This window comes from Mesorhizobium sophorae (genome assembly GCF_002270415.1).
In the GTDB taxonomy this organism is placed as follows: domain Bacteria; phylum Pseudomonadota; class Alphaproteobacteria; order Rhizobiales; family Rhizobiaceae; genus Mesorhizobium; species Mesorhizobium sophorae.
Genome location: NZ_NNRI01000021.1, coordinates 206,447 through 232,209 on the forward strand (window position 1 = coordinate 206,447; position 25,763 = coordinate 232,209).

26 protein-coding genes and 4 pseudogenes are annotated in these 25,763 nt (G+C 59.7%); 12 read left to right on the top strand and 18 right to left on the bottom strand.

The genetic code is table 11. The features are described from left to right. Positions 1–311: 311 nt before the first annotated feature. Together groL and groES are read right to left on the bottom strand one after the other, a co-directional pair. Entirely contained in the window at positions 312–1,976 is a 1,665-nt protein-coding gene (gene groL / locus CGZ66_RS29135; protein ID WP_095090285.1) for a chaperonin GroEL, read from the bottom strand. Positions 1,977–2,040: 64 nt separating this feature from the next. Next, a complete protein-coding gene (groES, locus tag CGZ66_RS29140; protein ID WP_006203049.1) occupies positions 2,041–2,337 on the bottom strand; it encodes a co-chaperone GroES in 297 nt (98 codons plus the stop codon). Between the two features lie 1,159 nt (positions 2,338–3,496). Between groES and CGZ66_RS29145 the strand changes: the two are divergent. From CGZ66_RS29145 to CGZ66_RS29155, 3 genes and pseudogenes are all read left to right on the top strand, one after another. Then, positions 3,497–3,895 (top strand): annotated as a pseudogene (locus CGZ66_RS29145) (Ros/MucR family transcriptional regulator); the annotation flags it as partial. A gap of 46 nt (positions 3,896–3,941) precedes the next feature. After that, positions 3,942–4,202 (top strand): hypothetical protein, encoded by a 261-nt coding sequence (locus CGZ66_RS29150; RefSeq protein WP_095090287.1) that lies wholly within the window; start codon positions 3,942–3,944, stop codon positions 4,200–4,202. 217 nt (positions 4,203–4,419) lie between these two features. Beyond that, positions 4,420–4,605, top strand: a complete 186-nt coding sequence (locus CGZ66_RS29155) for a hypothetical protein (RefSeq protein ID WP_095090288.1) — start codon at positions 4,420–4,422, stop codon at positions 4,603–4,605. Positions 4,606–5,002: 397 nt separating this feature from the next. Here CGZ66_RS29155 and CGZ66_RS29160 read toward each other — a convergent pair whose 3' ends face one another. Beyond that, complete coding sequence (locus CGZ66_RS29160; protein WP_095090289.1) at positions 5,003–5,215, bottom strand: cold-shock protein; 213 nt, start codon at positions 5,213–5,215, stop codon at positions 5,003–5,005. A 646-nt stretch (positions 5,216–5,861) separates the two neighbouring features. Between CGZ66_RS29160 and CGZ66_RS29165 the strand changes: the two genes are divergently transcribed. After that, the gene (locus CGZ66_RS29165; protein ID WP_245331283.1) at positions 5,862–6,950 is read left to right on the top strand and encodes an IS5 family transposase; all 1,089 of its coding nucleotides are present in this window, start codon (positions 5,862–5,864) and stop codon (positions 6,948–6,950) included. Next, on the top strand, positions 6,947–7,291 hold the full coding sequence (locus CGZ66_RS29170; RefSeq protein ID WP_095081501.1) for a hypothetical protein: 345 nt from the start codon (positions 6,947–6,949) through the stop codon (positions 7,289–7,291). The genes CGZ66_RS29165 and CGZ66_RS29170 overlap by 4 nt, the downstream gene beginning before the upstream one ends. A 4-nt stretch (positions 7,292–7,295) precedes the next feature. Here the strand turns inward: CGZ66_RS29170 and CGZ66_RS29175 are convergent, their stop codons facing one another. The 6 genes from CGZ66_RS29175 to CGZ66_RS29190 form a co-directional block, all read right to left on the bottom strand. Then, complete coding sequence (locus CGZ66_RS29175; RefSeq protein ID WP_095090290.1) at positions 7,296–7,754, bottom strand: phasin; 459 nt, start codon at positions 7,752–7,754, stop codon at positions 7,296–7,298. Between the two features lie 287 nt (positions 7,755–8,041). Beyond that, positions 8,042–8,290: a DUF982 domain-containing protein gene (locus tag CGZ66_RS29180; protein WP_095090291.1), complete on the bottom strand. Its 249-nt coding sequence runs from the start codon at positions 8,288–8,290 to the stop codon at positions 8,042–8,044. A 364-nt stretch (positions 8,291–8,654) separates the two neighbouring features. Next, positions 8,655–8,918 carry a glyoxalase superfamily protein gene (locus tag CGZ66_RS41810; RefSeq protein WP_425352326.1) on the bottom strand — a complete coding sequence of 88 codons (264 nt, stop codon included), beginning with the start codon at positions 8,916–8,918 and terminating at the stop codon, positions 8,655–8,657. 144 nt (positions 8,919–9,062) lie between these two features. Continuing rightward, positions 9,063–10,709 (bottom strand): MFS transporter, encoded by a 1,647-nt coding sequence (locus CGZ66_RS29185; protein ID WP_095090523.1) that lies wholly within the window; start codon positions 10,707–10,709, stop codon positions 9,063–9,065. Positions 10,710–11,072: 363 nt separating this feature from the next. Continuing rightward, a complete protein-coding gene (locus CGZ66_RS39480; protein ID WP_143748889.1) occupies positions 11,073–11,270 on the bottom strand; it encodes a hypothetical protein in 198 nt (65 codons plus the stop codon). A gap of 64 nt (positions 11,271–11,334) precedes the next feature. After that, positions 11,335–11,637: a DUF982 domain-containing protein gene (locus CGZ66_RS29190; RefSeq protein ID WP_095090292.1), complete on the bottom strand. Its 303-nt coding sequence runs from the start codon at positions 11,635–11,637 to the stop codon at positions 11,335–11,337. Positions 11,638–11,908: 271 nt separating this feature from the next. Here CGZ66_RS29190 and CGZ66_RS29195 point away from each other — a divergent pair, with 271 nt between their 5' ends. Continuing rightward, positions 11,909–12,145 carry a type II toxin-antitoxin system Phd/YefM family antitoxin gene (locus CGZ66_RS29195; RefSeq protein ID WP_095090524.1) on the top strand — a complete coding sequence of 79 codons (237 nt, stop codon included), beginning with the start codon at positions 11,909–11,911 and terminating at the stop codon, positions 12,143–12,145. A gap of 122 nt (positions 12,146–12,267) precedes the next feature. Further along, positions 12,268–12,567: a PIN domain-containing protein gene (locus tag CGZ66_RS29200; protein WP_206073801.1), complete on the top strand. Its 300-nt coding sequence runs from the start codon at positions 12,268–12,270 to the stop codon at positions 12,565–12,567. A gap of 497 nt (positions 12,568–13,064) precedes the next feature. On the opposite strand, the gene panC is transcribed toward CGZ66_RS29200, so the two are convergent. Both panC and panB read right to left on the bottom strand, forming a co-directional pair. After that, positions 13,065–13,955, bottom strand: coding sequence for a pantoate--beta-alanine ligase (gene panC / locus CGZ66_RS29205; protein WP_095090293.1), 891 nt, complete (start codon positions 13,953–13,955; stop codon positions 13,065–13,067). After that, positions 13,952–14,801: pseudogene (gene panB / locus CGZ66_RS29210) on the bottom strand (3-methyl-2-oxobutanoate hydroxymethyltransferase). The gene panC and the pseudogene panB overlap by 4 nt, the downstream one beginning before the upstream one ends. Positions 14,802–15,220: 419 nt before the next feature. Between panB and CGZ66_RS29215 the strand changes: the two are divergent. Beyond that, positions 15,221–15,688, top strand: coding sequence for a Ros/MucR family transcriptional regulator (locus CGZ66_RS29215; RefSeq protein WP_095090294.1), 468 nt, complete (start codon positions 15,221–15,223; stop codon positions 15,686–15,688). 170 nt (positions 15,689–15,858) lie between these two features. Here the strand turns inward: CGZ66_RS29215 and CGZ66_RS29220 are convergent, their stop codons facing one another. The 4 genes and pseudogenes from CGZ66_RS29220 to CGZ66_RS29235 form a co-directional block, all read right to left on the bottom strand. Then, positions 15,859–16,071 (bottom strand): cold-shock protein, encoded by a 213-nt coding sequence (locus CGZ66_RS29220; protein ID WP_095081581.1) that lies wholly within the window; start codon positions 16,069–16,071, stop codon positions 15,859–15,861. A 379-nt stretch (positions 16,072–16,450) separates the two neighbouring features. After that, positions 16,451–17,236: a GGDEF domain-containing protein gene (locus CGZ66_RS29225; protein WP_095090295.1), complete on the bottom strand. Its 786-nt coding sequence runs from the start codon at positions 17,234–17,236 to the stop codon at positions 16,451–16,453. Positions 17,237–18,476: 1,240 nt separating this feature from the next. Further along, on the bottom strand, positions 18,477–19,037 hold the full coding sequence (locus CGZ66_RS41005) for a reverse transcriptase domain-containing protein (RefSeq protein ID WP_245331284.1): 561 nt from the start codon (positions 19,035–19,037) through the stop codon (positions 18,477–18,479). Between the two features lie 809 nt (positions 19,038–19,846). Further along, positions 19,847–20,316: pseudogene (locus CGZ66_RS29235) on the bottom strand (transposase); the annotation flags it as partial. Between the two features lie 306 nt (positions 20,317–20,622). On the opposite strand from CGZ66_RS29235, the gene CGZ66_RS29240 reads away from it, so the two are divergent. From CGZ66_RS29240 to CGZ66_RS29255, 4 genes are all read left to right on the top strand, one after another. Then, complete coding sequence (locus CGZ66_RS29240) at positions 20,623–21,003, top strand: XRE family transcriptional regulator (protein WP_095090296.1); 381 nt, start codon at positions 20,623–20,625, stop codon at positions 21,001–21,003. Between the two features lie 82 nt (positions 21,004–21,085). Beyond that, positions 21,086–22,141, top strand: coding sequence for a DNA-processing protein DprA (locus CGZ66_RS29245; protein ID WP_095090297.1), 1,056 nt, complete (start codon positions 21,086–21,088; stop codon positions 22,139–22,141). 32 nt (positions 22,142–22,173) lie between these two features. After that, positions 22,174–23,379, top strand: coding sequence for an HAD-IA family hydrolase (locus CGZ66_RS29250; protein WP_167392294.1), 1,206 nt, complete (start codon positions 22,174–22,176; stop codon positions 23,377–23,379). A 492-nt stretch (positions 23,380–23,871) separates the two neighbouring features. Continuing rightward, positions 23,872–24,024, top strand: a complete 153-nt coding sequence (locus CGZ66_RS29255; protein WP_206073802.1) for a hypothetical protein — start codon at positions 23,872–23,874, stop codon at positions 24,022–24,024. 44 nt (positions 24,025–24,068) lie between these two features. On the opposite strand, the gene CGZ66_RS29260 is transcribed toward CGZ66_RS29255, so the two are convergent. The 3 genes and pseudogenes from CGZ66_RS29260 to CGZ66_RS29270 form a co-directional block, all read right to left on the bottom strand. Continuing rightward, a complete protein-coding gene (locus CGZ66_RS29260; RefSeq protein WP_095090299.1) occupies positions 24,069–24,629 on the bottom strand; it encodes an ImmA/IrrE family metallo-endopeptidase in 561 nt (186 codons plus the stop codon). Next, positions 24,554–25,093: a helix-turn-helix domain-containing protein gene (locus CGZ66_RS29265; RefSeq protein WP_095090300.1), complete on the bottom strand. Its 540-nt coding sequence runs from the start codon at positions 25,091–25,093 to the stop codon at positions 24,554–24,556. Before CGZ66_RS29265 ends, CGZ66_RS29260 begins: the two co-directional genes overlap by 76 nt. 52 nt (positions 25,094–25,145) lie before the next feature. After that, positions 25,146–25,616 (bottom strand): annotated as a pseudogene (locus CGZ66_RS29270) (hypothetical protein); the annotation flags it as partial. Positions 25,617–25,763: the final 147 nt, after the last annotated feature.

Sequence of the window (25,763 nt, forward strand, 5' to 3'; positions counted from 1 at the left end):
AAATCCGCTCTCGGTTTCGTCATTCACGGCGTGTTCGGCGCATTTCGTCACGCTTCGGTGCCAGCTGGCGCTGGCTGACAGGGGCGCTCGACGCAAGCATCGCGCGGCATGGGCCTTGCAGAACGAAAAAGGGCGGCATCGCTGCCGCCCTTTTTCGTATCTGAAGGCTGAATGGGTTCGATTAGAAATCCAGGCTGCCCCTCAAACCCGCTTGCGGGTTGAGCATTGTCAGTTGATGGCGTGCTTTATGGAGTTCTCATTGCGAATGATCTTATCCGAAAAGTCTGCAACTTTTCGGGATCATTCGTCAATTAGAAGTCCATGCCACCCATGCCACCCATGCCGCCCATGCCGCCGCCGCCCATGCCGCCAGGCATGCCGCCGCCAGCCGACTCCTTCTTCGGAGCCTCCGCGATCATGGCTTCGGTGGTGACGAGCAGGCCGGCGACCGAGGCCGCGTCCTGGAGAGCGGTGCGCACGACCTTCATCGGATCGACGATACCCATGGCGATCATGTCGCCGTATTCGCCGGTCTGGGCGTTGTAGCCGAAGGTCGCGTCCTTGTTCTCGAGGATCTTGCCGGCAACGATCGAGGCTTCAGCTCCGGCGTTGGCCGCGATCTGGCGGGCCGGAGCCTGCAGCGCACGACGCACGATGGCGATGCCAGCGGTCTGGTCGGAGTTGGCGCCGACCGCCTTGATGCTCAGCGAAGCGCGCAGCAGCGCGACGCCACCACCAGCAACGATGCCTTCTTCCACGGCCGCGCGGGTCGCGTTGAGGGCGTCATCGACGCGGTCCTTCTTTTCCTTGACTTCGACTTCCGTCGCACCGCCGACGCGGATCACCGCAACGCCGCCGGCGAGCTTCGCCAGACGTTCCTGCAGCTTCTCCTTGTCGTAGTCCGAGGTGGTCTCCTCGATCTGCTGCTTGATCTGGGCGACGCGGCCCTGGATCTCGGCCTTCTTGCCGGCACCGTCGACGATGGTGGTGTTCTCCTTGGAGATCGACACCTTCTTGGCGCGGCCGAGCATGTTGAGGCCGACATTCTCGAGCTTGATGCCGAGGTCTTCCGAAATGACCTGGCCACCGGTGAGGATGGCGATGTCTTCCAGCATGGCCTTGCGGCGATCACCGAAGCCCGGCGCCTTGACGGCGGCGATCTTCAGGCCGCCACGCAGCTTGTTGACGACGAGCGTGGCCAGGGCCTCGCCTTCGACGTCTTCCGAGATGATGAGCAGCGGCTTCGAGGTCTGCACGACGGCTTCGAGAACCGGCAGCATGGCCTGAAGGTTGGACAGCTTCTTCTCGTGCAGGAGGATGTAGACGTCCTCGAGCTCGGCAACCATCTTGTCGGCGTTGGTGACGAAGTAGGGGCTGAGGTAGCCGCGGTCGAACTGCATGCCTTCGACGACTTCGAGTTCGGTCTCGGCGGTCTTGGCTTCCTCGACGGTGATGACGCCCTCGTTGCCGACCTTCTTCATCGCTTCCGCGATCATCTTGCCGACCGACTCGTCGCCATTGCCGGCGATGGTGCCGACCTGGGCGACTTCCTCGGAGGTCTTGATCTTCTTGGCGTTCTTGGTGAGGTGGGCAACGACTTCGGTGACGGCCAGATCGATGCCGCGCTTCAGGTCCATCGGGTTCATGCCGGCGGCAACCGCCTTGTGGCCTTCCTGGACGATCGACTGCGCCAGAACGGTCGCGGTCGTGGTGCCGTCGCCGGCGATGTCGTTGGTCTTCGAAGCAACTTCGCGGACCATCTGCGCGCCCATGTTCTCGAACTTGTCCGCAAGCTCGATTTCCTTGGCGACGGTGACGCCGTCCTTGGTGATGCGCGGGGCGCCGAACGACTTGTCGATGACGACGTTGCGGCCCTTGGGGCCGAGCGTGACCTTCACCGCGTCGGCGAGGATGTTGACACCGCGCAGCATGCGCTCGCGGGCATCACGGGAGAATTTTACGTCTTTGGCAGCCATGTTTTAGCTCCTGGCAGGGGGCTCATAGCGAGCCCGAAAATTCAGTTGACGGTGAGGCCGATATTCAGCCGATGATGCCCATGATGTCGGATTCCTTCATGATCAGAAGGTCTTCGCCATTGAGCTTGACTTCAGTGCCCGACCACTTGCCGAACAGGATGCGGTCGCCAGCCTTGACGTCCAGCGGAACCAGTTTGCCGGCTTCGTCACGAGCGCCGGAGCCGACAGCGATGATCTCGCCTTCCTGCGGCTTTTCCTTTGCCGTATCGGGGATGATGATCCCGCCGGCGGTCTTGGATTCGGATTCGACCCGGCGAACGACCACGCGGTCATGAAGCGGGCGGAACTTCGACTTTGCCATTTTTTCTTCCTCGATGAGAACGGTGAGAACTGTCCCTCTATCCGGCGAAGCCGGACAAACCAGTACGCCCGGCGGTTCCGGACATTAGTTAGCACTCATCAATGGCGAGTGCTAACACCGCGGGGGATAGGCTCCTGGCATAGGAGAGTCAAGACGCTCGTGAGGCGATTGCAGACAGCCGGTATGATGATTTGGCCGGCTGTCCTATTGCCGCCGAGGCGACCGCAGCGCCAGCAGCGGCCATCGTTTGGCGAGCCCGTAGCTGCCGGTCAGCTCGAGACCGAGATCACCGAAAGATTTTGGCGTCACAGATCGGTCGAAAAACGGCGTTTCTGCGAAGCAGCAAACCGAGCCAGCCGGCGGCTTGGCAGCCCCATGACTGAAATGGAGTGCGGGCGGAACGCACTACTCAGCCGCCCGGATCGATGATGCGAAAACAGGCCTAATATTCCGTAAACAGAAAGGCTGGCGGCGCACCGATTGCAATTGCACTGACGTAGGGTAAGCTTGGCCCGTCCTGGATCGTCAATCCCATTGCAGATTCGGGCACTCCCGATCTTGCCGCCTTCGGGCGGCCCTTTTGTTTCATGTAAGCTATTGCCGCCGCGATCCGAACCGCGACAGCGGGTGCGGCCCGATGGGTTCGCCGCCAACCGCGTCGATCAATCATATTCAGGGACCGGCTCGGCCGTAGCAGTCCCCGCAATCGGCGAGCGGCTGGGTAGCGCCGACATGGCGGGACGCCATCAGACAGGCCCCGTCTTGATGGGCGCCAATTGTAATGCTGGTCCGCACGATGGAACACCAGCTTCGCTGTCGCGTGTAGCTAACCGCTGGCGCTGATATTACTCTAGTGAAGTAGAGATGTTGCTTCCGTTGGATCCGGAGACGTTTCGGACCGTATTGGCCGAACGGCGAGCCGCGCGAATCACCTGATTGGTAGATTACCCTGGGGAAATGCAGCGACGCTTGCCGGTGTTCCGAAAGTCCCGTCGGCAAATCCACTATGTGGAATCCTGCAGTCACCGCTGACGCGTTGAGTTACGGATGAACATGCTATTCTCCCGTTGATTGTGTTTGGAAGTTGGAAAGATGAATGTTTCGAAAGGAGAACCTGCTTTGGCTGAGGACATGACTAATATAACATGCTCGGGCTGAAACAACTGACATTGTTTCCGCTTACGTCAGCAAGAACGCGCCGCCGATTTCCTCTCTGCCGGATCTTATTCACAGCGTGAATCAATCGCTGTCGAAACTCGGACAGCCCGCCGAACCCGAGAAGCCGGCGCAGGCTCCCGCAGTCAACCCGAAGCGGTCGGTGTTCCCGGACCACATCATTTGCCTGGAGGACGGGAAGAAGTTCAAATCGCTGAAGCGCCATCTAAACGTCCATTATGGGCTGACACCGGACGAATACCGATCCAAATGGGGCCTGCCCGCCGACTATCCGATGGTCGCCCCGAACTCTTCGGCCTCGCGATCGCAATTGGCGAAAGCGAGCGGTCTCGGCCGCAAGGTTGCTGCGAAGGCGCCTGACAAGCGAAAGGCACGAGCTTAGAAGAAGGCAACTGTCGCCTTTCAATATCGGGCGATGGCCCGGCACGATGCTCAGGCTCCATCGCCAACTTGTGCTTGCGGCGTTGTCGCTACTGCTTGCGCAGCCGGCGCTCGCGAAAACTTGGTGCCATCCGATTGACAACACCGCCCGGATCCTTGCGTCGCCAAGCCCGAATGACATTCACAGGGATTGGCGGGACGAAAATCACATAGGCATGTCGTTGGCATTGGCGCCGCGCCGCAAAGTGACGGCAGAGCGCGTTGTTTATATCGAGGGAGATCTTTTTTACCACGAAGCGGCCTTGTGAATAAAAAAGTCAATGTCCTCCAAAAGGAATGGCAATGTGATTGGCGGCTCTCGCCGGGCGCTCCGCATTCGCGGATATACACACCGGGCAATAGGGTCGCGGCACCTGAGCCACCGGACCTTGCTGGGTATGTCTCCTGAGCACTTCCCAATGCCCGGGACAGTTGCCTTTGCCGATAAGCGAAGTATCGTTGCGCCGCGAATCGGCTGGAGGATCAATGCGCAAGCAGACAAAACCGTTCATCATCGAGGTCAAACCCTCACGGAAGCCGAAATCCGGCCCACGGAAGACGTCGATCTGGGGGCAGTTGGACTTGAGGACCGAGGACGATCCGCCGGCTGGAGCGGCGCCACAAAAGGTGCCAGCCGCCATCGAGGATAGTGCTGCGGCCGGGGGCCGCTGACCCAAACGAACTGCTGCGCGCCTATGTGGAATCAATGACAAGGAGCCGTCGGCAGCAGACTGCTGGCGACGGCCGACGGTGTGAGTGTCAGCCTGTAGGCGCTGTGCGAGTCTCGGTGGCGCGGGGCCAGATAGCTGCGGGCCGCCTCTCCGAACTTTTCGCCGGTATTCTCACCACGGGCATCAGCTTGTCGGCGTGTGGGATAAACCACCAGGCTTTGGATGAGGCAGGTGGCGAACGGCGGCTTCAGACGCACCTTCCGGCCGGTATTTTGAGAAAGGCGGGAAACACCCCGCCTTTCCTTGCAAATTGTCTGGCTTGGCCTGTAATTCGTGAAGGCTGAGAAAAAGCTGCCCTGGCCTCTGGCTCCGTCACGTTTGCCCGGCGCGCAAGACAGTCAGCCTGCCTTGCTCAGACTGCCAGCTGAAGACTTGCCGGTGCGGCGGTCCTGCTCGATTTCATATTTGATCTTCTGACCATCGACGAGGGTCGAAAGACCGGCACGCTCGACAGCCGAAATGTGGACGAACACGTCCTGACCGCCGCCATCGGGCTGGATGAAGCCGAAGCCCTTGGTGCTGTTGAACCACTTCACGGTTCCAGTCGCCATCTTCTTATTCCTTCATAACAACTGCAGAATGGCCTGGCCAAAAAGCCAGGCCGGTTTACATTGCGCCAGGAGATAACGCAGCAAAATCGCCAAATCGCAAGGCCTTTGACCACTTGGCCGAAGAAGAAACAGGGCTCGGACTCTCTTGGGCACAGACAAGATCCACCTTGTCCCTGGTCTACGCTCTGGGACGGCCGTTCGGCGCCGCCTCGACAAGGAGCTGGTGTGCCGACCAGGTCGTCGATGTGGGTCACGGTCGACGAGGCCGCGGCCTTGCCACCCGATCCGGCCACGAGCGGACCTCGGGCGCTTGATGACCGTCGCGACTGTTTCGGTGTCCCGCCGGCAGATGAGCACATCGCGCCGTCGAGTTCCGGCGCTGGACGTTGCCGGTCCAGGCGAGCGACTGTTTGGCAAGTCCCGGTTGCGGGGGGAGTGGTCGACCATGATGGACCACCATTCCAAATCGGGCTCCGGCCAGAAACCCGCGTTGCACGACAGGCCCCTGACCGGCAAATGACGGGTAGCCTGAAATCGAGGAGTGCTCCCGCATTGATTGGATCATCTAGCAGGCTGTTGAAAAAGCCTCTCGCGGCCGGATTGGGATCGTGATTCACTGTCACCGAAGGAACTCGGAGACTGAATCGTGCGCGGTGGCGACAATCGAACTGGCGAACTGTTCAGCTATGTGGACCTCGAGGCGCGGGTTCGGCGGGATCATCCGCTTCGGACGATCCGTGCGATCGTGAACGAGGCACTGTCGGCGCTGGAGCGAGAATTCGCGGCGCTGTATTCGCCGATCGGGCGACCATCGATCCCGCCGGAGAAGTTGCTTCGGGCTATGCTGCTACAGGCGTTCTATTCGATCCGTTCGGAGCGTCTGCTGATGGAGCGGCTGGAATACGATCTTCTATTCCGCTGGTTCGTCGGCATCGGTGTTGTACGACGCGGCGTGGGACCATTCGGTGTTCTCGAAGAACCGCGACCGGCTGCTCGAAGGCGATATCGCGGCGAAGTTTCTGAACGCGGTCTTGGCACGGCCCAAGGTGAAGAAGCTTCTCTCCACGGATCACTTCTCAATGGCACGCTGATCGAGGCTTGGGCCTCGATCAAGAGCTTCAAGCCGAAAGACGGCCCGGATGAGCCGCCGTCGGGTGGCGGCGGGCGCAATGAGGAGGCGGACTTCCACGGCCAGAAGCGGTCGAACGAGACGCATGCCTCGACGACCGATCCCGATGCGAGGCTCTACCGCAAGGGCAAAGGCAAGGAAGCCAAGCTCAGCTTCATGGGGCATGGGTTGATGGAGAACCGCCATGGTTTGCTGGTCGATGCCTGCCTGACGCCGGCTGACGGGCATGCCGAACGGGTGGCGGCGCTGCACATGATCGAGCCGCATGCCGACCGGCCGCGAGCAATCACGCTCGGTGGCGACAAGGGCTATGATGCGCAGGACTTCATCAACGAACTGCGCTCGATGAAGGTGACCCCGCACGTGGCGCAAAACACGAACGGGCGCCGTTCCTCTATCGATCGCCGCACGACCCGGCACGGCGGCTACGCCGTCAGCCAGCGCATCCGCAAACGGATCGAAGAGGCGTTCGGCTGGATAAAGGTCGTCGCAGGTCAGCAGAAGACGAAGTACCGTGGCCGAGATCGCGTCGGATGGGCCTTCATCTTCGCTGCAGCCGCCTACAATCTGGTGCGGTTGCCAAAGCTGCTGGCGGCGCCGACATGACCGCGCCTGCTGGCTGCCAATTGATCGGCCGCTGGCGCATCGTCGAGGCCGATCTGTGGGATCGCGGCTATCTCAACCTCGGCGGACCCGCCACGATCACCATCAGGGCCGACAATAGTGGTGAGATCGCCTTTGGCGCTCTGCAAGCCGGCCTCGATCTGAGCTACAGCCCCTCGACGGTCTGCTTCACGTGGGCCGGCTTCGACGAAATGGACGAAGCCACAGGTGATGGCTCCGCCGAACTGCTCGACGACGGCTCCATCGAGATCGCATTCGCCTATCACAATGGCGATGAGGCCATCCTCAAAGCCAAGCGCGACACTTCTTCAACAGCCTGCTAGAAAACTAGGCGGCCTCGAGGCCCTTCAGGGCCTTCGCGAAGGCGTCCTTGACCGGCTTGGAAACGTCGGCCGCCGCCCTGGCGGTGAGCGCCTGGATGTCCTTGACTTGCTCGACACCCATTTCAAGGCGCTTGCGCAGAAAGATCCTGTGCAATTCAAAAACTTCGGACAGCGACTTCACACGGACCAGAGCCTCAAGGTGCGAGAAGTCAGCTTCGGCGTTCGCGCGCAATGCCGCGATCATCTTCAGCGACAACTCGTTGCCGGCCGACTTCGCGGTTTCGGCGCTCGACTCGAGCGCCTTCTGGGTCTCTTCAGCGCCTTTGAATTTTTGAAGCACCTCGTTCGTTTGCTCCATACCCTTGTCAGCGACGGCGCGAAGTTGATCGGTAGCCTTGTCGGGATTGAATGCCGCAAATTCGGTGGCTTCGGTTGCGCTGGACTTGTCAGTGGGTTTGGACATTTCTTGAACCTCCGCTTGAAGATGGTTTCCCGCCCGCGACAGCACATTGGGGCTGATGTGTGACAGTGGTATGTGCACTGCACCAATCTGGTGCGGCGTGCCGGCTCGGCCGCTGCAGATCGGCTTCGCGCGGACGTGCCAGTGATCAAATGGGTTACGGGTAATGACGTGCCGTCATGGCGCGTGCCGACCTTCCCTTTGCCGAGAACGGTTTCAGATCGGACCGTCGCCGGCCTCGAATTTCTCGGGCGCTCTCCGGGCCCCCGCTCGATCCATGATCGAGATTGCTAGACAAGCAGGCCTTCCTCTCTGGCGGCTGCCTTGAAGGCGATGCGGGCATCGGCAGGCGTCAGTTCTCCGGCCAAGGCGGACAAACAGACGCGTACGGCCTCGTTCCATCTGGGACCGTGCTTGGTCCACTGGAGCAGCTGATCGGCTGCATCTTCGACGCTGCTGCACTCGTAGCGAATACCTGGGGTGCTGGTATTTATCACGACAGGTGGCGAAAACCTATGAAGGGACACCGGGGGCGTCATTCATGTAGATCGAAAATAACGAACGCGGCGAGAAACATGGGTCTCCAAGACGATGCGGCCAGACCCACTAAGGGCCTGCCTCATGTTCAGGCGGATACGCATACGGCACTGATTTCGCGGCCTCCCGAGGCCGTCGTGCTGACCGAGCCAGGTTCTTTCGGGAAAAATGGGCCGCCCCGAAGTGGCTCAGTTTCACGACGAGGGTTAGCGCCGCAAACAGAGATCGTCCGATCCCCAAGCCGCATGTCGACGGCCATCAGCTCACTTCGTCTCTTTAGAAAATGCGCATTGGTTTGCACTGCTCCGAATGCGGCTTGATAGAACGACGCAGCTCCCTGCTGCCCACCATGCTCCACAAAAATCGTCAGTGAGAGTGATATCCCAACACCGCAAACCGACTTTTGAGAACGTTCCCGTCTGAAATGCCATGCTGCTGAGGGACTACTTCATGGGCATTCGCTGCCGACAAATCGATCTGCCGCATGGCCAAAGCTTTTCGCAATGCTTTGGCCATGGACTGGGAACGCCGGAGAGCATCATGGTTCATCCCTTCTGTAGTCAGTGTCAGTGCTCGCGTTGCTGACGGCCACCCACGAGGGTCAAACCGTAAGGATTGTGCATTCACCATTCCAGGAGGAGCGAGCGGCAGGCTGCACAGCCTGCCAAGGCAATAGCTAGATCGTGACGTAGATCAACAACTGCTCGCGTCAATTGCGAATCAGGTTTCCCAAAAACTGCGAGAGTGCCCGCCGAGCGCCGTTTCAAACGTCAGCTACGGGCGCGATACAAAGGGCACAGGCTGAACTTCGCTGCCAGAGGCAGGGCTTGTCGACCGTTCGATCGAAAGTGCGAGATGAGGAGAAGACCCATCAGCCTGCAGAGCGGCTAGGCGCTCGGCTACCTCCCTGTCAGCCAAAGTCAGGCGATGATTTAGACGAAGGTAATCCGTCCATGTCGGAGTGCGGAATGTCTCAGTCCAAAGAGTCGGATTCTGAAGATTTCGCTGCAGCGTCCAATTGCGCGCACCGGCACGGGTCTGAACGCGCCGCCTTTCGCGCATGCAGCGCAGAAACGCCTCGATATTAGGTTCGGGGATCGAGTACTCCACCTTGACCACGATTGGACCGCTCCTCGGCCGGAGAGTAAGGGCCAGTTCTGGTGGGATGAAGTCGGCAGCCCCTTGATCCGATTCTTCCCATAGTCGTATCGGCAATACCTTTCCCGCTGCTGCAACCAGCAACAGTGCCACTGCAGCACCTTCCAAAGCCCACGTCAGGGAATAGTTCTGCGCGACAGCTCCCCAGATCCAGCTGCCGGCTGCCATACCGCCGTAGGTCAAAGCGTAATAGATCGACAGAGTGCGACCAACGACCCACCTTGGGCTTGCCAACTGCACACACACGTCGGTTCCGGTCCAGGTGACGACCCAGCCTGCGCCACCGATTGCAAGCGCGATCGCCGCCACCGTCACGGATGATGTGACGGCCAGCAAAAGGCAACACGTTGCGCAGGCAACGGACGCCAGCGTGACCAATCGCTCTTGGGTCGCAATGCGTCTCAAGTAACCATTGCTAATGCCTGCGACAAAGGCACCTGTGCCGAAGCCGGCCAACAGGACGCCGTAAACAAGTGGCCCACCCGCCAGCTGATCGCGGACGAGGAGGGGAAGGAGAGCAAGGATCGAGATGCTCGACAGCCCGAACAGGGTTGCACGCACAATCGCCACTCTGATCTCCGAGGAGATCGCGGTGAAGCGCATGCCATCATGAATGGCGGTCGCCATGCGCTCGCGCGGAAGAGGCGAAGAGCGAACCTGCCACTTGGTGCGCAGGACAGCGCTCAACGGGACCAGGTCGCTCAGCGCCGCCAATGCAAATGCTGCCAGCGGGCCAAGGAAGGCCAAAATAACACCGCCCAGTGCGGGACCTACGCTTCGGACAATATTATATCCCACCGACATCAGTGTCACCGCAGCGGGTATCTCGCGCTTTTCCAGGATATCACCGACGGAGGCGTGCCAGGCTGGATCATTCAAGGCAAAGCCGCATCCGGCCAGAAAACCCAATCCGAGGATCAACCACGGACTGACAAAGCCCAGACCGACAGCGAGAGCCAGCGTCGTGGACGCCAGTGCGATCAGGCAATGTCCGGCAAGCATCACCCCGCGGCGGCTAAAACTGTCTGCAATGGCTCCAGCAAGGATCGACAAGAAGAAGGCGGGCAGTGTAGATGCAGCCTGAACGAGTGCCACCATCAGGTCGGAGGCTGAAATCGTCGCCATGAGCCAGCCGATAGCCACGCTCTGGACGAGCCAGCCGAGGCTGGAAATCTGCGTGGCTGTCCAGATCGAGCGAAAGACCGGGTTCTGAAGAGGCATCAGTGTGGTTGCCGCAAAGGGCGGGGAATCTTCACGCCGCATGACTATCTCACCTCCACCAAGTCGTTCTTCGCTCACCTGCCGACAGCTGGGCGCTTCGCGCACAGCTGCGTCACAACCAAGCTCCGTCATCGCGCTCTCAACACAGGAGATGTCGCATCACCATGCTGATGCGCGATAAGTCCAGTTGGGTGTAAGCCGGTCGAGGTCGCGCAGCCCGATGGATGCGGTCAGTTCTGCCCTGCGACTCTCAGCTTTGGATGGTGCTAGCGCCCCGATGGCCGGCTTGTCAAACGGCCGCAGGCTGGCAGCGCCCATCGGCTGGATCCGCAGCAAGAACGGAAACCGCCTGCTGCTACGGGCGAGCCGCTTTCACCCCTTGGGACCGGACAAGGCCAGTGAGGTTCAAGGAGCAGCGTCTCGGTCGCTCAGCGCCTTCTTGATCTCTTTCAGCGTGCCGGCCCCGCTTTCGAACAGCGCCATGATCTTCGCGGCCAAGGCCTCGCGTTCGGGGCTGTCCGGCGGGAAATGGCCGCCTAGCTCCGCGAGGGCCTTGCTGAGCATTGCCAATTGCTCTGGACGAGCAAAACTGTTATGCGGCATGGCGAACCTCCCTCAACGCGCCTCTAGCCATCCACGAAGTCCCAGCAGCAGAAGTGGCCAAAACCTATGCTTGCACCTTTCCGGTGCCCGACTTGCAGGCGGCGAGCCACTGCATCGCGGAAGTTTCATCCTCCAATATGGCGACCCGTTTCGCAAAGCCAAAAAAGGCGTTGCGGGCAGCACTCACAGGCTTTCGCCCATCATAGGCATCATAGCACGTCCTAAGGGCGATCTCGTGGACTCCGTCCCTGCGATCGTCTGGCCATTCAGTGAGGAAATCGATGGCGTCCGCGAGGTCCGCAATCTCTTGTACGATGTATGTGTCACGTTTCACGAACAGCGGGGTGCCGAAAGCCTCAGCGTTCATTCTTTCCTCCCGATCTGCTGAACAGCTAATTTGTGCGAACAGATGCATCACCGGAACCCGCTCACGATAGCTGAATGTGTTGTCAAGGCGATGACGGTTCAACACGAAAGCGGCGGCTTGCGGAGTTGTGATCGAGAAGTCCGCAGGTGCAATTCGACGAATCTTACATGAGGCTGCGGAATCACGTCTGTGACCCGACGGTGCAGGGTTCGTTTGACGACGTGCTCTTGCACATATATTCTGGCCACATGGTCATTTTATGGAGACGCCGATGAAAAGCATCACCGTAGTGGAGGCGAAATCCCGCTTCTCAGCTTTGCTGGCGGAAGTCGAAGCTGGCGAAGAAATCGCCGTCACCAGGCACGGCAAGGTGATCGCGCGCCTTGTTCCCGACCATCCCCGCGTGGCGGCCGACGCCTTTCGTGATTTTTGGGCAGACGCCGATGAAATCGATCTGGTCGCGCCTGACGACAAGCAGGCTGAACATGAGACTTCGTTGGACGGTTAGATTGTGACGTCACTCTACCTTCTCGACACGAATATCCTGATAGCGGCTATGAAAGGTCGAATCGAGGTGCGTGGACGATTGGAGTCCGAGCAACTGAGCGCCATGCGGCTCTCTGCCATTGTGTGCTGGGCGAACTAGAATTCGGCGCCGAGAACAGCGCTTATGGCGACCGCAACCGCGCTCGCTTGGCCGCGCTGGCTCAACGGCTCCCGTTTGTCGGAGTCGACTACGACACAACGCGACATTATGCGAAGGTTCGAGCATTTCTGGAGCTTCAAGGAACGCCAATTTGGGCCAACGATACATGGATTGCCGCGCAAGCGTTGGCGATCGACGCCACGCCGGTCGCAGACAATGAGCGCGAGTTTTCCCTCGTGCCTGGACTGGCACTCGAAAACTGGTTGGAACATGGGCAACCGTGACCTTGTCTATCCTAGGAAACCCGACTGCAGTGACGGTTCGGGCCTCACTCACCTGCCAAGCCAATATCCGCCGGGTCGGGAACCGCCGCCTCGAAAATCTCAAGATAGCTCTTACGTCTCTGGGCTCTTGTGGAGGCGCGCTTGCGAACCTTCCCGCCGATAATTTCCTTTAGCTTCTCGGCCGTTGGCTAAGCGCCGTTCATTTTTGGCGAAACGCTTGGCGATGATCCGGGTAACCGTGGAATGGCCCAAACCGCTTCGCAATAGTTTCGCAATAGCGAGGTCGCTCGACCAATTCGGAATGATCCGGCATTGTTGGTGACGTAGCCGGTGAACTCGGTGAAATAGCCCGTGATGGGAACATGGACCAGCGAGGCGCTTCGAATGGGGCCGGAAACTGCGTACGCCACCGCCGGAAACATCCGTGCTATCGGGGTGGCAAGCTCACCCGCGCAGGGAGTCGAGGGTTTTGAGGCAGACTTGGATGCGTCAGGGACTTAAGCGGCTGCAGGTGAAGCAAACCTTTTGGAAGTGCTTTGCTTTGGCCGGACGCACACATTGTCAACGAGCCGGATGTCCCCCAGCCATGCGGCCACGAGGATGCGTGTCGATCTGTCCGCGGCGTCGAGCGGCGCGAGGTCATCGTCGGCCCGCAGTTCAAGATACTCGACTTCTTTGTAGCCGGCCGCCAGGATTGCCTGCCGCGCCTCAATGAGTACGTCGTCGGCTGTCGCCCCTGTCGCCAGCCGCTCGGCCAACGCGAACAGGATTTCCGCGAGGCTCGGCGCCGCCTGTCGCTGTACGGACGAGAGGCGAAGGTTGCGCCACGACATTGCCAGACCGTCGGCTTCGCGCACCGTCGGGCAAGCGACGATCTCGATCGGAATATCGAGATCGCGCGTCAGCCGGCGCACGACGTGCAACTGCTGGAAGTCCTTCTCTCCGAAGAAGGCCAGATCGGCGCCCGTCTGCAGAAAGAGCTTGGCTACGACAGTTGCCACGCCGTCGAAATGGCCGGGACGGTACGCACCGCACAACCCATCGCTCACCCCGCTCACCGAGACCGCGGTGGCGAAACCTTCCGGATACATTTCAGATGCATCGGGTGCGTAGAGCATATGGGCACCCAGCGGCGCGAGCTTGGCAGCGTCCTCGTGCTCCGTTCGTGGATAGGCGGCAAGGTCAGCCTCATTGTTGAACTGTCTCGGGTTGATGAAGAGTGTCACGATCACCCGATCCACGCGCTCTAGCGCCGCCCGCACCAGGCTGAGATGGCCTTCATCCAGCGCGCCCATCGTCGGCACGACGGCAACCTTGAGGCCTTCGCGACGCCAGGCTGAAACAATGCTGCGCAATTCCGCGACGGTCCGGACGATCGGTATGCTCACGCTGCCTCTCCTCCTTTGACGGTCTTCGGCGCATCGCCGAAGACATGCTCGGCCGCAGGAAAATGGCGCTCGCGTATATCCTGCGCATAAGCCGCGATCGCCGCTTCGGCAATTTGTCCGAGCTCTGCGTAACGCTTGACGAATTTCGGGCGGAAGTCGCCGAACAGGCCAAGCATGTCGTCGACCACCAGGATCTGCCCGTCGCACGCCGGCGAGGCGCCGATTCCGATCGTCGGGACGGCCACCTCTTCGGTGATCCGCCGGGCGAGCGGCTCAAGGCACCTTTTCCAGAACGACCGAAAAAGCACCGGCCTGCGCCACTGCCTTGGCATCGCGCCGGATGCGCTCACCGTCCTCGCCCCAGCCCTGCACAGGATAGCCGCCGAAAGTATTGACCGCCTGCGGGGTCAGGCCGACATGGGCCATGACCGGTACGCCACGCGCGGCGAGAAAATGGATCGTCTGCGCCATTGCCTCGCCACCCTCGATCTTGATGGCCGCACAACCGGTCTCGGCCATCACCCGGGCTGCGTTTCGGAAAGCCTGCCCGGGACCTTCCTCATACGAGCCGAACGGCATGTCGACGACCATGAGCGCACGCTTGAGGCCACGCCGCACCGCCTTGCCGTGCAGGATCATCATGTCGAGCGTCACGCCGAGAGTCGAAGGCAGGCCGTGGAGCACCATGCCGACGCTGTCGCCCACCAGCACAACATCGCAGTGCGGATCGATGAACCGGGGGCGACCGGGGTCGTGTAGGCTGTCAGGCAGACGAGCGGAGCCTGGCCTTTACAGCAAGCGAATGTCCGGCGGCGTGATCGCCTTGGTCTCAGCAGATATGCTCAAGCGAAGCCTCCTTCCCTAGCGTTATCCATCGCGGGTGTCGCCTTTGGCATATTTTTGTGCAACTGCGAAGAGCAAAACGGCTACCTCTCGGGATTGGCGCCGAAAGGCATGCCCACGGACCATCGGTGCAGTCCCAGCCCCGACTGCACCCTTGCCAGGCGCATTCATTCAGCTCCAGCGCAACGATCAAGTTGGATGATAGGCGATCCCGCACTATGGCGGTACTTTCGCCGACAACCGCAGTGCCGCAGTGCCGATCAGCTTCGCCATCAACGTGATATGGGCGGGAAGCGTTGCTACCAACCGCGGTGCAGGACGAGCATCGCAATAGTCTTGCCTGGGCTTTATTGCTTTCCGCGGCAACCGCCACTATGTAGCGACGCTTCCCCGACTGTCTTTCAAGCCATCTGGAGAGTTTCATGACGGAAGAAGCCAAAAACAACATCGACACTCTCATCGAGCTCACCGCCGATGTCGTCTCAGCGTATGTGTCCAACAATCCGGTCCCGGTAGCTGATCTCCCTGCCCTGATCAGCCAGGTCTACGCGGCACTCAAAGGCACTGCCGGCGCCAGCGTTTCCGCAGAAGAAGCGGAGGCTCTCAAGCCTGCGGTATCGATCAGGAAGTCGGTGACACCGGACTACATCATCTGCCTTGAGGACGGCAAGAAATTCAAATCGCTGAAGCGCCATCTGTCGACCCATTATGGGCTGACGCCGGACGACTATCGCGCCAAATGGGGTCTGTCGGCGGATTATCCCATGGTCGCGCCGAATTACGCCGCAACGCGTTCGGCGTTGGCCAAGACGATGGGGCTCGGCCGCAAACCGAAAGAGCCGGAAACGCCGGCGCCAACGAAGCGGACCCGCAAGAAGGTCGCAGCTTGATTTCAGAAATCGAGGTTTTTCTGGAGCGCGCAAGCTGCCATCGGCACCATCTGCATCTGCCCGGAATGTGAAAAGGCGGGGTCCAGCCCCGCCTTCCCTTTCAAACAGCTTTGGCTTCCCAGCCTGGATGCACCTTGTCCATCGGCTGTTGCCAGGACGCTGGAGAAGATTCAGCCAGCTTTGCTGAGGCTGCCAGCAGAGGACTTGCCAGTGCGGCGGTCCTGTTCGATTTCATAGTTGATCTTCTGGCCATCGGCGAGGGTCGAGAGCCCCGCTCGCTCAACGGCGGAAATGTGAACGAAAACATCCTGACCGCCATTGTCAGGCTGGATAAATCCAAATCCCTTACTGCTGTTGAACCACTTCACGGTTCCAGTCGCCATATGCGTGTTCCTTTGTAACAATTGCAACGTGGGCAGGCCGTCCGGCCAGTCCCGATTCATAACCGAACTTTGGAGTTGGGCGCAGCAAAAAACGAAAAATTGCAAGGCCCGGTAGATCGGCGGCCGGCAGCTCGCTCACTGCAATGACCCTATTGTCAGCAAGCACGTCCTGCGCTCTCGCTCTCGCGCATGGCCCAGAACGACCCGCAATCTGAAGCCCGGGCGGTCTCATCGCTCCGAGGAATTGCAAATCCAGGCCTAGCGCTGCCGGGCCGACGTAGTGAATGTGGCACCGACGGCCACCGGTCCACCAAAAAGCCATCAGCACCACCAGGCCGCGGCGTGTTTTTCCATCGGCCTCTCTCCCAGACGGGGTTGGTTACGGTGTCACGACTCGCAACTTGGCTGCTTCATAATCGAACGAAACGCGGTTCCGCCCACGTTGTTTCGCTTCAAAAAGGCATCGTGCGGCAGTGCGGAGGACATCCTGAGTATCTGCACCATGAGGGATTTCCGCACCACCGATGCTGACGGTCACCTTCACGCCGTCTTGTTGCCCTTTCACGCCAGGAACCCGCTCGATATGACGACGGATCTTCTCCGCAATGGTCTTTGCATGCTCTTTGCGGATGTGACGTAGCAACACCCCAAACTCTTCCCCGCCAAGGCGACCGATCCCGTCTCCTGGGCGCGTTGTATAGATGAGCGCCTTCGCAATCCGAACCAGAGCTTCGTCACCCTTGGCATGGCCGTGCTTGTCGTTGATTGACGAGAAGTGATCGGGATCGATGAGGAGAAGGGTGTCGCATTCCCCTTCATCGCGGCTTCTATCCATCCTTGCGATGAATTCACCGCGACTAAGAAGTCCTGTCATCGGGTCATGACTGGTGACGAAGGTGAGCCTGCTATGCGTCTCTTTCAGGGCTGCATGAGACTTCTCCAACTTGTCACATGTCTCCTGGATCGTTTCCGCCTGGGTGAAAATGTAGGCACTGACCGGCATCCCGATGAGGATGGGAATGAAGGTGCATTCCACCCAGCTCAGCCAGTCGATCGGCATCTGCAGCGCAAGCCGAGCCGTAAAAGACAAACCGAAGGTTGCGACGACTGCAATTATCGTCACGACTATTGATTTGCCCAGAATACGCCTGCGACGCGGTGTCATGCGGTTCCTTTAGATACTGGCGCTGAACAAGCTCTTACGAAGTCCATTAAGATTATTTCGGACGCGAAGGGCAAGGAAGCGCAACTGTCGCCGTACAAAGGTTGATGCAGCGAGCCAGTTGCCGGCGGCGCGGCTAATTTTAGCGACGGTTAAAATTCGAGTTTTTCGAATCTGCCGGCGTTAGTTTTCGGATGCTACCCAGCCTTCACAGATGGTGAGCGTGGAATATGCGTGGTCCAGGCTGGATTAGAGATATACGGCAGGCTGAGGCTCAGCACCTGCGAGATCGAATAGCTTGGCTTGAATGCGAACTGATTTCTGCGGCCGCGTCCAAAGGCAAATCCAAGTTGCAAAACGTTGGTCACGAGCTTCGTTCGCAGAAGGTTCGACTGGTGGCACGCCTCGAACAATGCATAGCGTGGATGCCGAAGCGGCTCTAGTGTCGCGCCCACATGCGAGGGGTAGATCCGAAGATCGCCGTTGTGGCGGGACCCCGGCTCGCGGTCCGATTATTCACACGTCGCCGCTCGCTCAACAGGGCCAACGCACTGGGCTCACTTTAGGAAACGCTCTACGGCTACGATGCGATACGCGAAACGGACGGCGCCGAGCAGGGCACGAGCTATGCGACGAATGATCTCCTGGGCGAATGGCTGTTGGACCAAGACGCTGGCGAACGGTTCGTAAGACCGAACGACCTTCTTACTTCTACTTGTTTATAAACAGATAATTGGCATGTTTTCTTACTTTGTGCAAGGATTTGTGTAATCAAATCTCCGCCCTTTCAGGCATCGGCTTCGGAAAATATGCTTGCCGAGCGCTTTGATGGTGGCGCAAAGCCCTCGTATTCCGCAGGAGAGATCGTGCGAAGTTTGCATGGGCGGCGGCTGGGATTCCGAGGGCTGCCAAGGCGCTGTGTTTCCGTTGTACACAGCGTGCCGATCCGGTGGAGGTGGCCGGTTGGTTACTCATCTCAAGCAATGGTTTGCCGCCTCGATTGCCTTGCCAACGCCGATCATGCAGTCTGCCGGACGAACGGGCGAACCATCCTCGAGTCGAATAGATGGACCAGACAGACGACAGCTCAGAGTGGGGCAGCATCGACACCCTAGAGTTCTTTGGCCGTCATCTCTTGGCGATTTGTGTCACCTAACGATTAGCGAACGCTTCCAAAAACGACGCACTGTCCTTTGCCGCATACAACGGAACGCTGATCGACATCGGAGGCTCGGTCTGCTTTCTAACCGCAGGCCACGTACTGGCTGACCTTAAACAAAAGCTCGCCGACGTCAGAGTAGAGATCGTAGAGGTCGTTCTGGCCGACACATTCGCGAAGCGCCGTCTCAGCGACAAACCACTTCCGTTCGATATAAGGAACGAACCATTCCTCTTTGTCGATGAGGAAGACCAGGGGCTTGATTTCGGCGCGATTCCCCTGCGCCCCTACTACGTCAATCTTCTGGCAAAGAACGGAACGGGTGTCCCTGTCCCGCTTCTGCGGCAAGGCTGCCCGACGAATGTACTCCAAGGCACCATGGGTGTTCCTGCCGGGCCGAAACCCGTAAGAGACATGCCAGAACTGTGCCTCGAAGATCGGCTCCAGAAGAACCTTGACCGCGCCTTGTACGACGCGGTCTCTGATGGTGGGGATGCCCAAGGGCCGGAATTGCCCAGGTTTCCCGGCCTTTGGAATGAACTTGCGTCTGGCCGGACTTGGCCGGTATGCGCCGCGGCGCAGATCCGCCTGGAGATCGACCAGAAAGCGATGTTCACTCCTGTTCCGAATGCGTCCCACCGTCATCCCGTCAACCCCAGCCGTGCGCCCACCTTTGTTGGAGGAAACGCGCTGCCAGGCGTGACGCAGCACACCCTGAGGTCGGTCAACCAACCCCACATGTCGCACCACTGGTCGTCGGGATTAGCCTTACTCCACTGATAGAGTTTGCTTTGAATGCCGAGTACCCAGACTTTGTCTGTCCGATGATCCATGTCCACAGATCACTCCTCCGTCGTTGCAATCCCATCGCCTTCCTGCTTCCCTTCGCCATGTGCGCGGCTTTCCCGTGCTCCGACTACTACGAAAGCTCCGCCCTTGGGGCTGTCCAATATCTGGCCGTCGCAGCGAGCCCGGCTTCCAAACCGGGCAGACAATCCAAGTTCCCGTGTTCCGACTTCCAACCTTGTGCCGTTAGGCGGTGAGCTCTACCCCGTGCAATGCGGGAGATGGGGCATAGGAGCCAGTCCCATCTCGGGTCTCTTCGAGAACCCGGCAGTAAGAATAGACGAGCCTTACCGCCTCTGATTGCTCTTTCGTGCCTCCACGCCATCACGCTAATGGAAGCGATTTCTGTGTTTCGAGGCTTCTGACGCTCGCTTCGTTGTCTCGCCATAGGCATTGCGGTAGCCCGGCCTGCGGTTGATGGCCCGCATCCGGCACACTTAAGGCCAATCTGTTTATGCAACCCAACCGACGACGCCCGGTCAGGCTTCTCGGCCCCCTTCGATCCACTGCTCCTGTAAATCGGGCGGCATCTCAGCCGCCAGTTGAAAGTCGGCAAGCTTGAGAGGTCACGCTAACTCATGCGCACCTCCCGCGCCGCACGGCGCACCATCGATCCACAGGTATGGCCAGTCGCCCTCGATGGGTCTTTCAAGGAACGCTTTGACCTTGCCGTCGATCTCTTCGCACAGCCGCGAGACCTGGCTCTTGGAGATGCCGCTCATGCCCATGGCCTTGACCAGGTCGTCGACCGAGCGGGTCGAGATACCCTGGACGTAGGCCTCCTGGATGACGGCCGTCAGCGCCTTCTCCGCCATGCGCCGCGGTTCGAGGAAGCCCGGAAAGTAGGAGCCCTTCCTGAGCTTGGGGATGCGCAGCTCGACGGTGCCGGCCCGCGTCTCCCAATCGCGATCGCGATAGCCGTTGCGCTGAGCCGTCCGCAGCGGGTTCTTCTCGCCATAGGCGGCGCCGGTGGCGGTTCCCACCTCCAGCTCCATCAGACGCTCGGCGGCAAAGCCGATCATCTCGCCAGGAGATCGCAATCAGGGCTCTTCTCCACGAGCGCGCGCAGGTTCATCATGTCGGGGGCGCGCTCGCGAGCGGCTTCGTCACCGCCGAGCTACACCACTCAGCGGGGCACGACCGAAAAATCGCCTCAGATACAAGGCATGGTCCTGCATCCATCCCCATGCTACCTATCGTTGACCCAACATAGCCTGAGAGCTATATTCGGTAAGAGAGTCGGCATTCCGATAGTTCGATAGAGCGTTCGGGATAGCACAATCGAGTTGTTGACTTACCTCGTAGCCATCGCGCGACCCCTCTCGCAAATCTAATATTTCCGTATAGACGGAAGTGCGGGCGCCAACATTACGGAGTCAATTTCATGGGACGCGGTCTCGATAGCGTCATCGCATCCTTTCCGCAAAGACCGCGGGATCGCATCGATGCGCGGTATACGGAGGAGATCCAGGAGGTAGAAGGTCTTCGGGCACTGCGCCGGATCGCAGGCAAGGCCCAAGCAGATGTTGCGGCCGCTCTGAAGATCAAACAACCGTCTGTTTCGAAGATCGAAAACCAAGTTGATATGTACGTTTCGACGCTTCGCAGCTATGTCGAAGCCGTCGGCGGAAAGCTTGAGTTGACGGTCAGGCTGCCGAAGCAGCCGACCGTGCGTATCCATGCTCTCGGAGAGATCGCTGCCACGATCTCCGAAAATCTCGCCCCTCCCAAAACTTCTCTCGCCAAGGCCGGACACCGCGGATGACCCAACCAATCCGCAACCTTCCGCGAAGCTATCGCTACAGAACGCTGAAGGACGGCCGCAATTTTGAAAGGCGTTGAATTCCATGATTGGCATCGAAACACGAACCGCAGCAGGCATTCTCACGCTCACAGCGTTGCGCGGCATCGGGCCCGCCACGGCTGAACGCCTTGCGGAACGATTTTTGCTACTTGACGCAATCATCGGCGCCGAGCCTGCGAAGCTTCGATCCGTCGTCTCGGCTGCCGTCGCCGAAAGTCTTCACGAGCCGACTGCCATCGTCAACGCCGGTGAGAAGGCGCAGCGGGTGCTCGACGAGGCTCACCGTCGTGACGTGCGTGTGCTTTCCATCTTCGACGTCGACTATCCGGACGCCCTTCGCTCGCTCTCCGATCGTCCGCCCATCCTCTTCGTCAAGGGCACTTTGCCGCCCCGTCGGAGCGTCGCCTGCATCGGTACTCGCGAGCCCTCCGAGTTCGGCGAAATCGTCAGCGACAGGATCGTGGAAACACTAGTTGCTGCGAATTGGGCGATCGTTAGCGGTCTGGCGACCGGCGTCGACACACTGAGCCACCAAGCGGCGCTGCGCCATGGCGGGCAGACCATCGCCGTATTGGCAGGCGGTCTTGACGGAATCTACCCAAAACAAAACACCAAGCTTGCCGACGAGATCCTGGAGAGGAACGGCGCACTGGTCAGTGAGCAGCCTTTCGGCGTGCCGCCTTCGCCGCGTAATCTCGTTCAGCGCGATCGCCTGCAGAGCGGGCTTTCGATCGCGACCTTCGTCATGCAAACCGACATCAAGGGCGGGTCGATGCACACCGTCCGCTTCACGATCCAGCAGAACCGCTTGCTGTTCGCGCCAGTACCGCAGGGCCGCCATGCCGCAGAACCCAAGAGTCAGGGCATTCTCGCGATGACGCGGTTTTCGGCGACCCGCTTCGCTGACGCCGCGCGCGCCGAAGGCGACTATCGGCGCATCCTAGTTGAACGATATCGCAACGACCCCGTGGCTGTGCCGCTCGCCAGCAAGGAGGATTACACCTCTATGCTAGAGCTGCTGGAAAATCGAGTGGCTGGTGATGCAGCTCAGGACGCGCCGGTTCGGCCATCGTCGCCCGCGCAGATGTCGATGCTCTGACCATGCCGAACGTCGTCCTCTTCGACCTCGATATGACGCTGGTCGACAGCTCGGCGCTTGCGCATCTGCGACGCTCGCAAATGTGGGATGCCGTTCGTCAGAATATGAATCTGATCCGACCTTTTCCGGCGCAAGGCCGGGTCGCGCCGCATGAACTTCCTGCCCTGCTGCGGGCCGACGGACAAGCAGTTGGCATCGTTACGTCGTCGCCTGAATGGTACGCGACCACTGTTCTTCAACAGTTCCGTATCCCTTATGACGTGCTGGTCAGCTACGGCGACACCGAGAATCACAAGCCCGATCCTGCGCCGATCCAGGAAGCACTCCGGCGCCTTGGCATCGCCGCAAGTCGGGACTCGCTCTACATCGGCGATGATGTCGGAGACGTAGAGGCCGCCTACCACGCCGGATTGGCCTCTGTAGCAGTCCGCTGGGGGCCCACGTCGATCTTCGAGCTTTCGTCCAGTGCGCCCGACATTTTCGTGTCGAAGGCCTCGACGCTGCTACGCCAAGACCGCATCGGTGGGCGCGGCTACATCGGCGAAGCGCTGACCAGCAATTGGCCCTTCCACAGCCATTGGGGCTCTATTCTCCATTGCGACGACGAGCCCGTCGTTTATGCACTCGGCCGCTATTTCACGGCTTCCGATCCGCGGCATGCGACGAGTGCCTTGAGCGCGGCCGTGTTGTCTTTGAAAAATAATGACAGCCAGGCGCAAGTCCTCGGCGAATGCGTTGGCCGCGCCGTCGACCTTTTCGACTGGAAACCCGACTGCATCATCCCCGTACCCATGAAGCCGTCGCAGGAGCGCAACCGCTTCAAGGAACTGCTCGAAAGCGCTGCCGACCATTTCGACGAGGATATTGAGGTCGAACTCAATGGCCTGAAAACCGTCAAGGAGGTCGAAGGCTATAAGCAGATGAACGCGCTGGAGCGTGCGGAGGCCATAAAGGGTGCCTTTGACACGGATTACACTTGGGGTGGCGCCAAGATTCTGCTGCTCGACGATGTCTACACGACCGGAGAGACGACGAGAGAGTGTGTGCGCATTCTTAACGCCAACGGGGCCGGCGAGGTCCGGGTGATGGCGATCGCCAAGGATCAGCGCGTCTTCGCGCGCAAGACCTGTTCTGCCTGCGGGCGATCGATGAAGATACGCGAGAATCACGCGACGCACGTAAAATTTTGGGGCTGTTCGGGTTATCCGCATAACTGCCAGCACACGGAAGACTTCTAACCCTATCGGGTCTGGACACCTTGTCCGGACTCTCCGCCGCCTGGTTTCAGCCACCAGCGGGCACTGGACGTTGAACGCCGGTTGTCACAGCGCCATTTGCATGGAGCCGTGGCGAATGAAATCTGACCGCTTGTCCGATCGCGGTGCATGACTAGTCAAGCTTGGTTAAACACTGCGGATTATGACAGGATAGAGCAGGCAGCGACCTTGCCGGATCGCCGAACAGCTGTCACGAGGACGGTTGCCCTTACAGGGAGCGATCTGCCTCACTTCACAAGCCGCAAATTTCCCCTTCTGGGGGTTGTCAAAGCATTTGGCGTGGATGGCACGCCCATAGTCACAAGGCCAAAAAGAAGTTTGACAACCTCTGATTCAGGAACGGACAGGTTGCTCGAAAGTCGATCCACACCGGCCCCATCCTGACGGAGATTATCAGTAAGCGGTGCGCCAAGGCACCTTGCAATAGGCCGATAAACATGGAGCTTTCGCGCCATGACATTGGAACATGCAAAGGGCGATCTGGTCGCCGAGCTCAGCGGCGCCGCGCCGGCCGAAGATCGTGCAACGACGCCCGGGCGCGCGCGGCAACGAAGGCTGTGGAGCTGCACAGAGAAGCGCGCGTTGGTCACCCACTACGATCAGTGATCGACGCCGGCGCGGCGGCCAACGGCTGACCTACCATAGACGCATCACAAGACGATTTTGGGAGGTGCCTTGGCGCACCGCTTACGATTATCAAGGACCTTCTTCCACACCTGCGACTGCTCACGGCACATCTGCATTGGTTCATCCGTTCGCCAACCCCGCCGAGAAATCTCCATAAACAACTGCTGATAGGTCCACTTCGATACCAAACCGAGTTCATGAAGCCGATACGTCATTGCGGCCACTGAAACCGACCACGCTCGCTTAAGTTCGACAACTTTTGGCAGCCCTGTGATGCGACCTACCGCCCGTAGAGGACCTTCTGGCATAAGGAAAGCCGCAGCGAATTCGTTCGCTTGTTTTTCGGCCTCAAGACCATTTGGCGCCGCGTGCTTGTGCAAGACAAGATGCCCTAACTCATGGGCAGCGTCGAAACGGCTTCGCTCGGCAGACTTTTGGGAAATGAGAAATACGTAAGGTTTTTCCCCACGCCAGACTGAAAAGGCATCAACCTCCTTTCCATCCTCGCCTAGGGAAAAGACGCGCCCCCCCTCAACTCCAGAAGGTGCACCATGTTCTTGATGGACCGGTTGCCAAGGCCCCAAAAATCACGGAGGCCGGCTGCAGCACTTTGAGGTGTGTCTTCTCGCATATCGGGCACAGCAGAGACGGGCAGATCAAACTCTGTATCCAACCAGTCAGACATCAAGAACGCAATTGCCCCTGCGGCAATCGCCCCGTCTCGCTGGCGGGCCGTCATTTTGCTCATCGATCGGAAGCTGACCCCCTCTTCGCGCGGAATGTCCAGATCATCCGACAGAAAAAAGGAAAGGGGAAATCCCAAAGTGCGAGCAAGCTTCTTGGCAACATCCTCGCTCGGAAGATACTCCCCCGCTTCATAGCCCGTGACCGTACGTGGTTCGATACCAGTCTTTGCAGCGAGTTCTTTCATCGTCAGGCCGGCCCGCTTACGAGCCACGGTAAGCCGCGATCTATTAAACATTATGCCGCCTTGCCGCTTCACCGGCACATCAATCTCGACGTCTTCGATCGGGTCTTCGACCGGCACTCCACCGTCCACACCCGGCAACGGAATGAAGATGCGCTCTCCCCAGTCAGTTATAATCCGGGCCGGTGACGGCGCGAAGCTCGCTGCGCCCGTCTTTTGCCTCCAAGGTTTTCACAAGCTCGCGATGGGACAGCAGGCCGTGCTGCAGATTGATGGCAGCCAGCGGCGCTGGAAGCTGGCGCAGATAGGTGGCCGGCGCGCCGACCAGGCTGGCGAGTTGGCCAAAACTCCAATGCGTGGGTGCAACAGGGGCATGCGCATCGGGCAGCATTAGCCACAGGCGCTCCCGATCGTCGCGGCTGGCGTCGACGCGGATCAGTTCGCTTTCGACGAGGCGGGTCTTGATGCGTTCGGTTCGCCATTTCACCGAATTATGGAGATCGGTGAGAGAAAGGTAGCGCTCGTCGGCCGGCCGATTGAACCACTCCGACGACACGCGACCGATACGCTGGCCGCGGCTGACGTCGACCTTGTAACCGGCACGCGCGTTACGGACGGGCGTGTGAAATTCCATTTGTGTCATGGTTGCTGCTCCGCGGCGGACGCCGGGAGCCTCTCTCCCGGACCTTCACCCGCCGCTGCAGGCCCGCCCGCCCTCTACCTCTGCCGGCATCCCCGCCCGCCGCCAGAAGCGCCGGCATTGCAGCAGAGTTTGCGCCAGGTGGCTGGC

What these genes read in the sequence shown, in the direction of transcription:
- groL (WP_095090285.1), bottom strand. Translation starts at nt 1,976, where the DNA reads ATGGCTGCCAAAGACGTAAAATTCTCCCGTGATGCCCGCGAGCGCATG.
- groES (WP_006203049.1), bottom strand. Translation starts at nt 2,337, where the DNA reads ATGGCAAAGTCGAAGTTCCGCCCGCTTCATGACCGCGTGGTCGTTCGC.
- CGZ66_RS29150 (WP_095090287.1), top strand. Translation starts at nt 3,942, where the DNA reads ATGCTCAGGCTCCATCGCCAACTTGTGCTTGCGGCGTTGTCGCTACTG.
- CGZ66_RS29155 (WP_095090288.1), top strand. Translation starts at nt 4,420, where the DNA reads ATGCGCAAGCAGACAAAACCGTTCATCATCGAGGTCAAACCCTCACGG.
- CGZ66_RS29160 (WP_095090289.1), bottom strand. Translation starts at nt 5,215, where the DNA reads ATGGCGACTGGAACCGTGAAGTGGTTCAACAGCACCAAGGGCTTCGGC.
- CGZ66_RS29170 (WP_095081501.1), top strand. Translation starts at nt 6,947, where the DNA reads ATGACCGCGCCTGCTGGCTGCCAATTGATCGGCCGCTGGCGCATCGTC.
- CGZ66_RS29175 (WP_095090290.1), bottom strand. Translation starts at nt 7,754, where the DNA reads ATGTCCAAACCCACTGACAAGTCCAGCGCAACCGAAGCCACCGAATTT.
- CGZ66_RS29180 (WP_095090291.1), bottom strand. Translation starts at nt 8,290, where the DNA reads ATGACGCCCCCGGTGTCCCTTCATAGGTTTTCGCCACCTGTCGTGATA.
- CGZ66_RS41810 (WP_425352326.1), bottom strand. Translation starts at nt 8,918, where the DNA reads ATGGTGAATGCACAATCCTTACGGTTTGACCCTCGTGGGTGGCCGTCA.
- CGZ66_RS29185 (WP_095090523.1), bottom strand. Translation starts at nt 10,709, where the DNA reads ATGCGGCGTGAAGATTCCCCGCCCTTTGCGGCAACCACACTGATGCCT.
- CGZ66_RS39480 (WP_143748889.1), bottom strand. Translation starts at nt 11,270, where the DNA reads ATGCCGCATAACAGTTTTGCTCGTCCAGAGCAATTGGCAATGCTCAGC.
- CGZ66_RS29190 (WP_095090292.1), bottom strand. Translation starts at nt 11,637, where the DNA reads ATGAACGCTGAGGCTTTCGGCACCCCGCTGTTCGTGAAACGTGACACA.
- CGZ66_RS29195 (WP_095090524.1), top strand. Translation starts at nt 11,909, where the DNA reads ATGAAAAGCATCACCGTAGTGGAGGCGAAATCCCGCTTCTCAGCTTTG.
- CGZ66_RS29215 (WP_095090294.1), top strand. Translation starts at nt 15,221, where the DNA reads ATGACGGAAGAAGCCAAAAACAACATCGACACTCTCATCGAGCTCACC.
- CGZ66_RS29220 (WP_095081581.1), bottom strand. Translation starts at nt 16,071, where the DNA reads ATGGCGACTGGAACCGTGAAGTGGTTCAACAGCAGTAAGGGATTTGGA.
- CGZ66_RS29225 (WP_095090295.1), bottom strand. Translation starts at nt 17,236, where the DNA reads ATGACACCGCGTCGCAGGCGTATTCTGGGCAAATCAATAGTCGTGACG.
- CGZ66_RS41005 (WP_245331284.1), bottom strand. Translation starts at nt 19,037, where the DNA reads ATGACGGTGGGACGCATTCGGAACAGGAGTGAACATCGCTTTCTGGTC.
- CGZ66_RS29240 (WP_095090296.1), top strand. Translation starts at nt 20,623, where the DNA reads ATGGGACGCGGTCTCGATAGCGTCATCGCATCCTTTCCGCAAAGACCG.
- CGZ66_RS29245 (WP_095090297.1), top strand. Translation starts at nt 21,086, where the DNA reads ATGATTGGCATCGAAACACGAACCGCAGCAGGCATTCTCACGCTCACA.
- CGZ66_RS29250 (WP_167392294.1), top strand. Translation starts at nt 22,174, where the DNA reads ATGACGCTGGTCGACAGCTCGGCGCTTGCGCATCTGCGACGCTCGCAA.
- CGZ66_RS29255 (WP_206073802.1), top strand. Translation starts at nt 23,872, where the DNA reads ATGACATTGGAACATGCAAAGGGCGATCTGGTCGCCGAGCTCAGCGGC.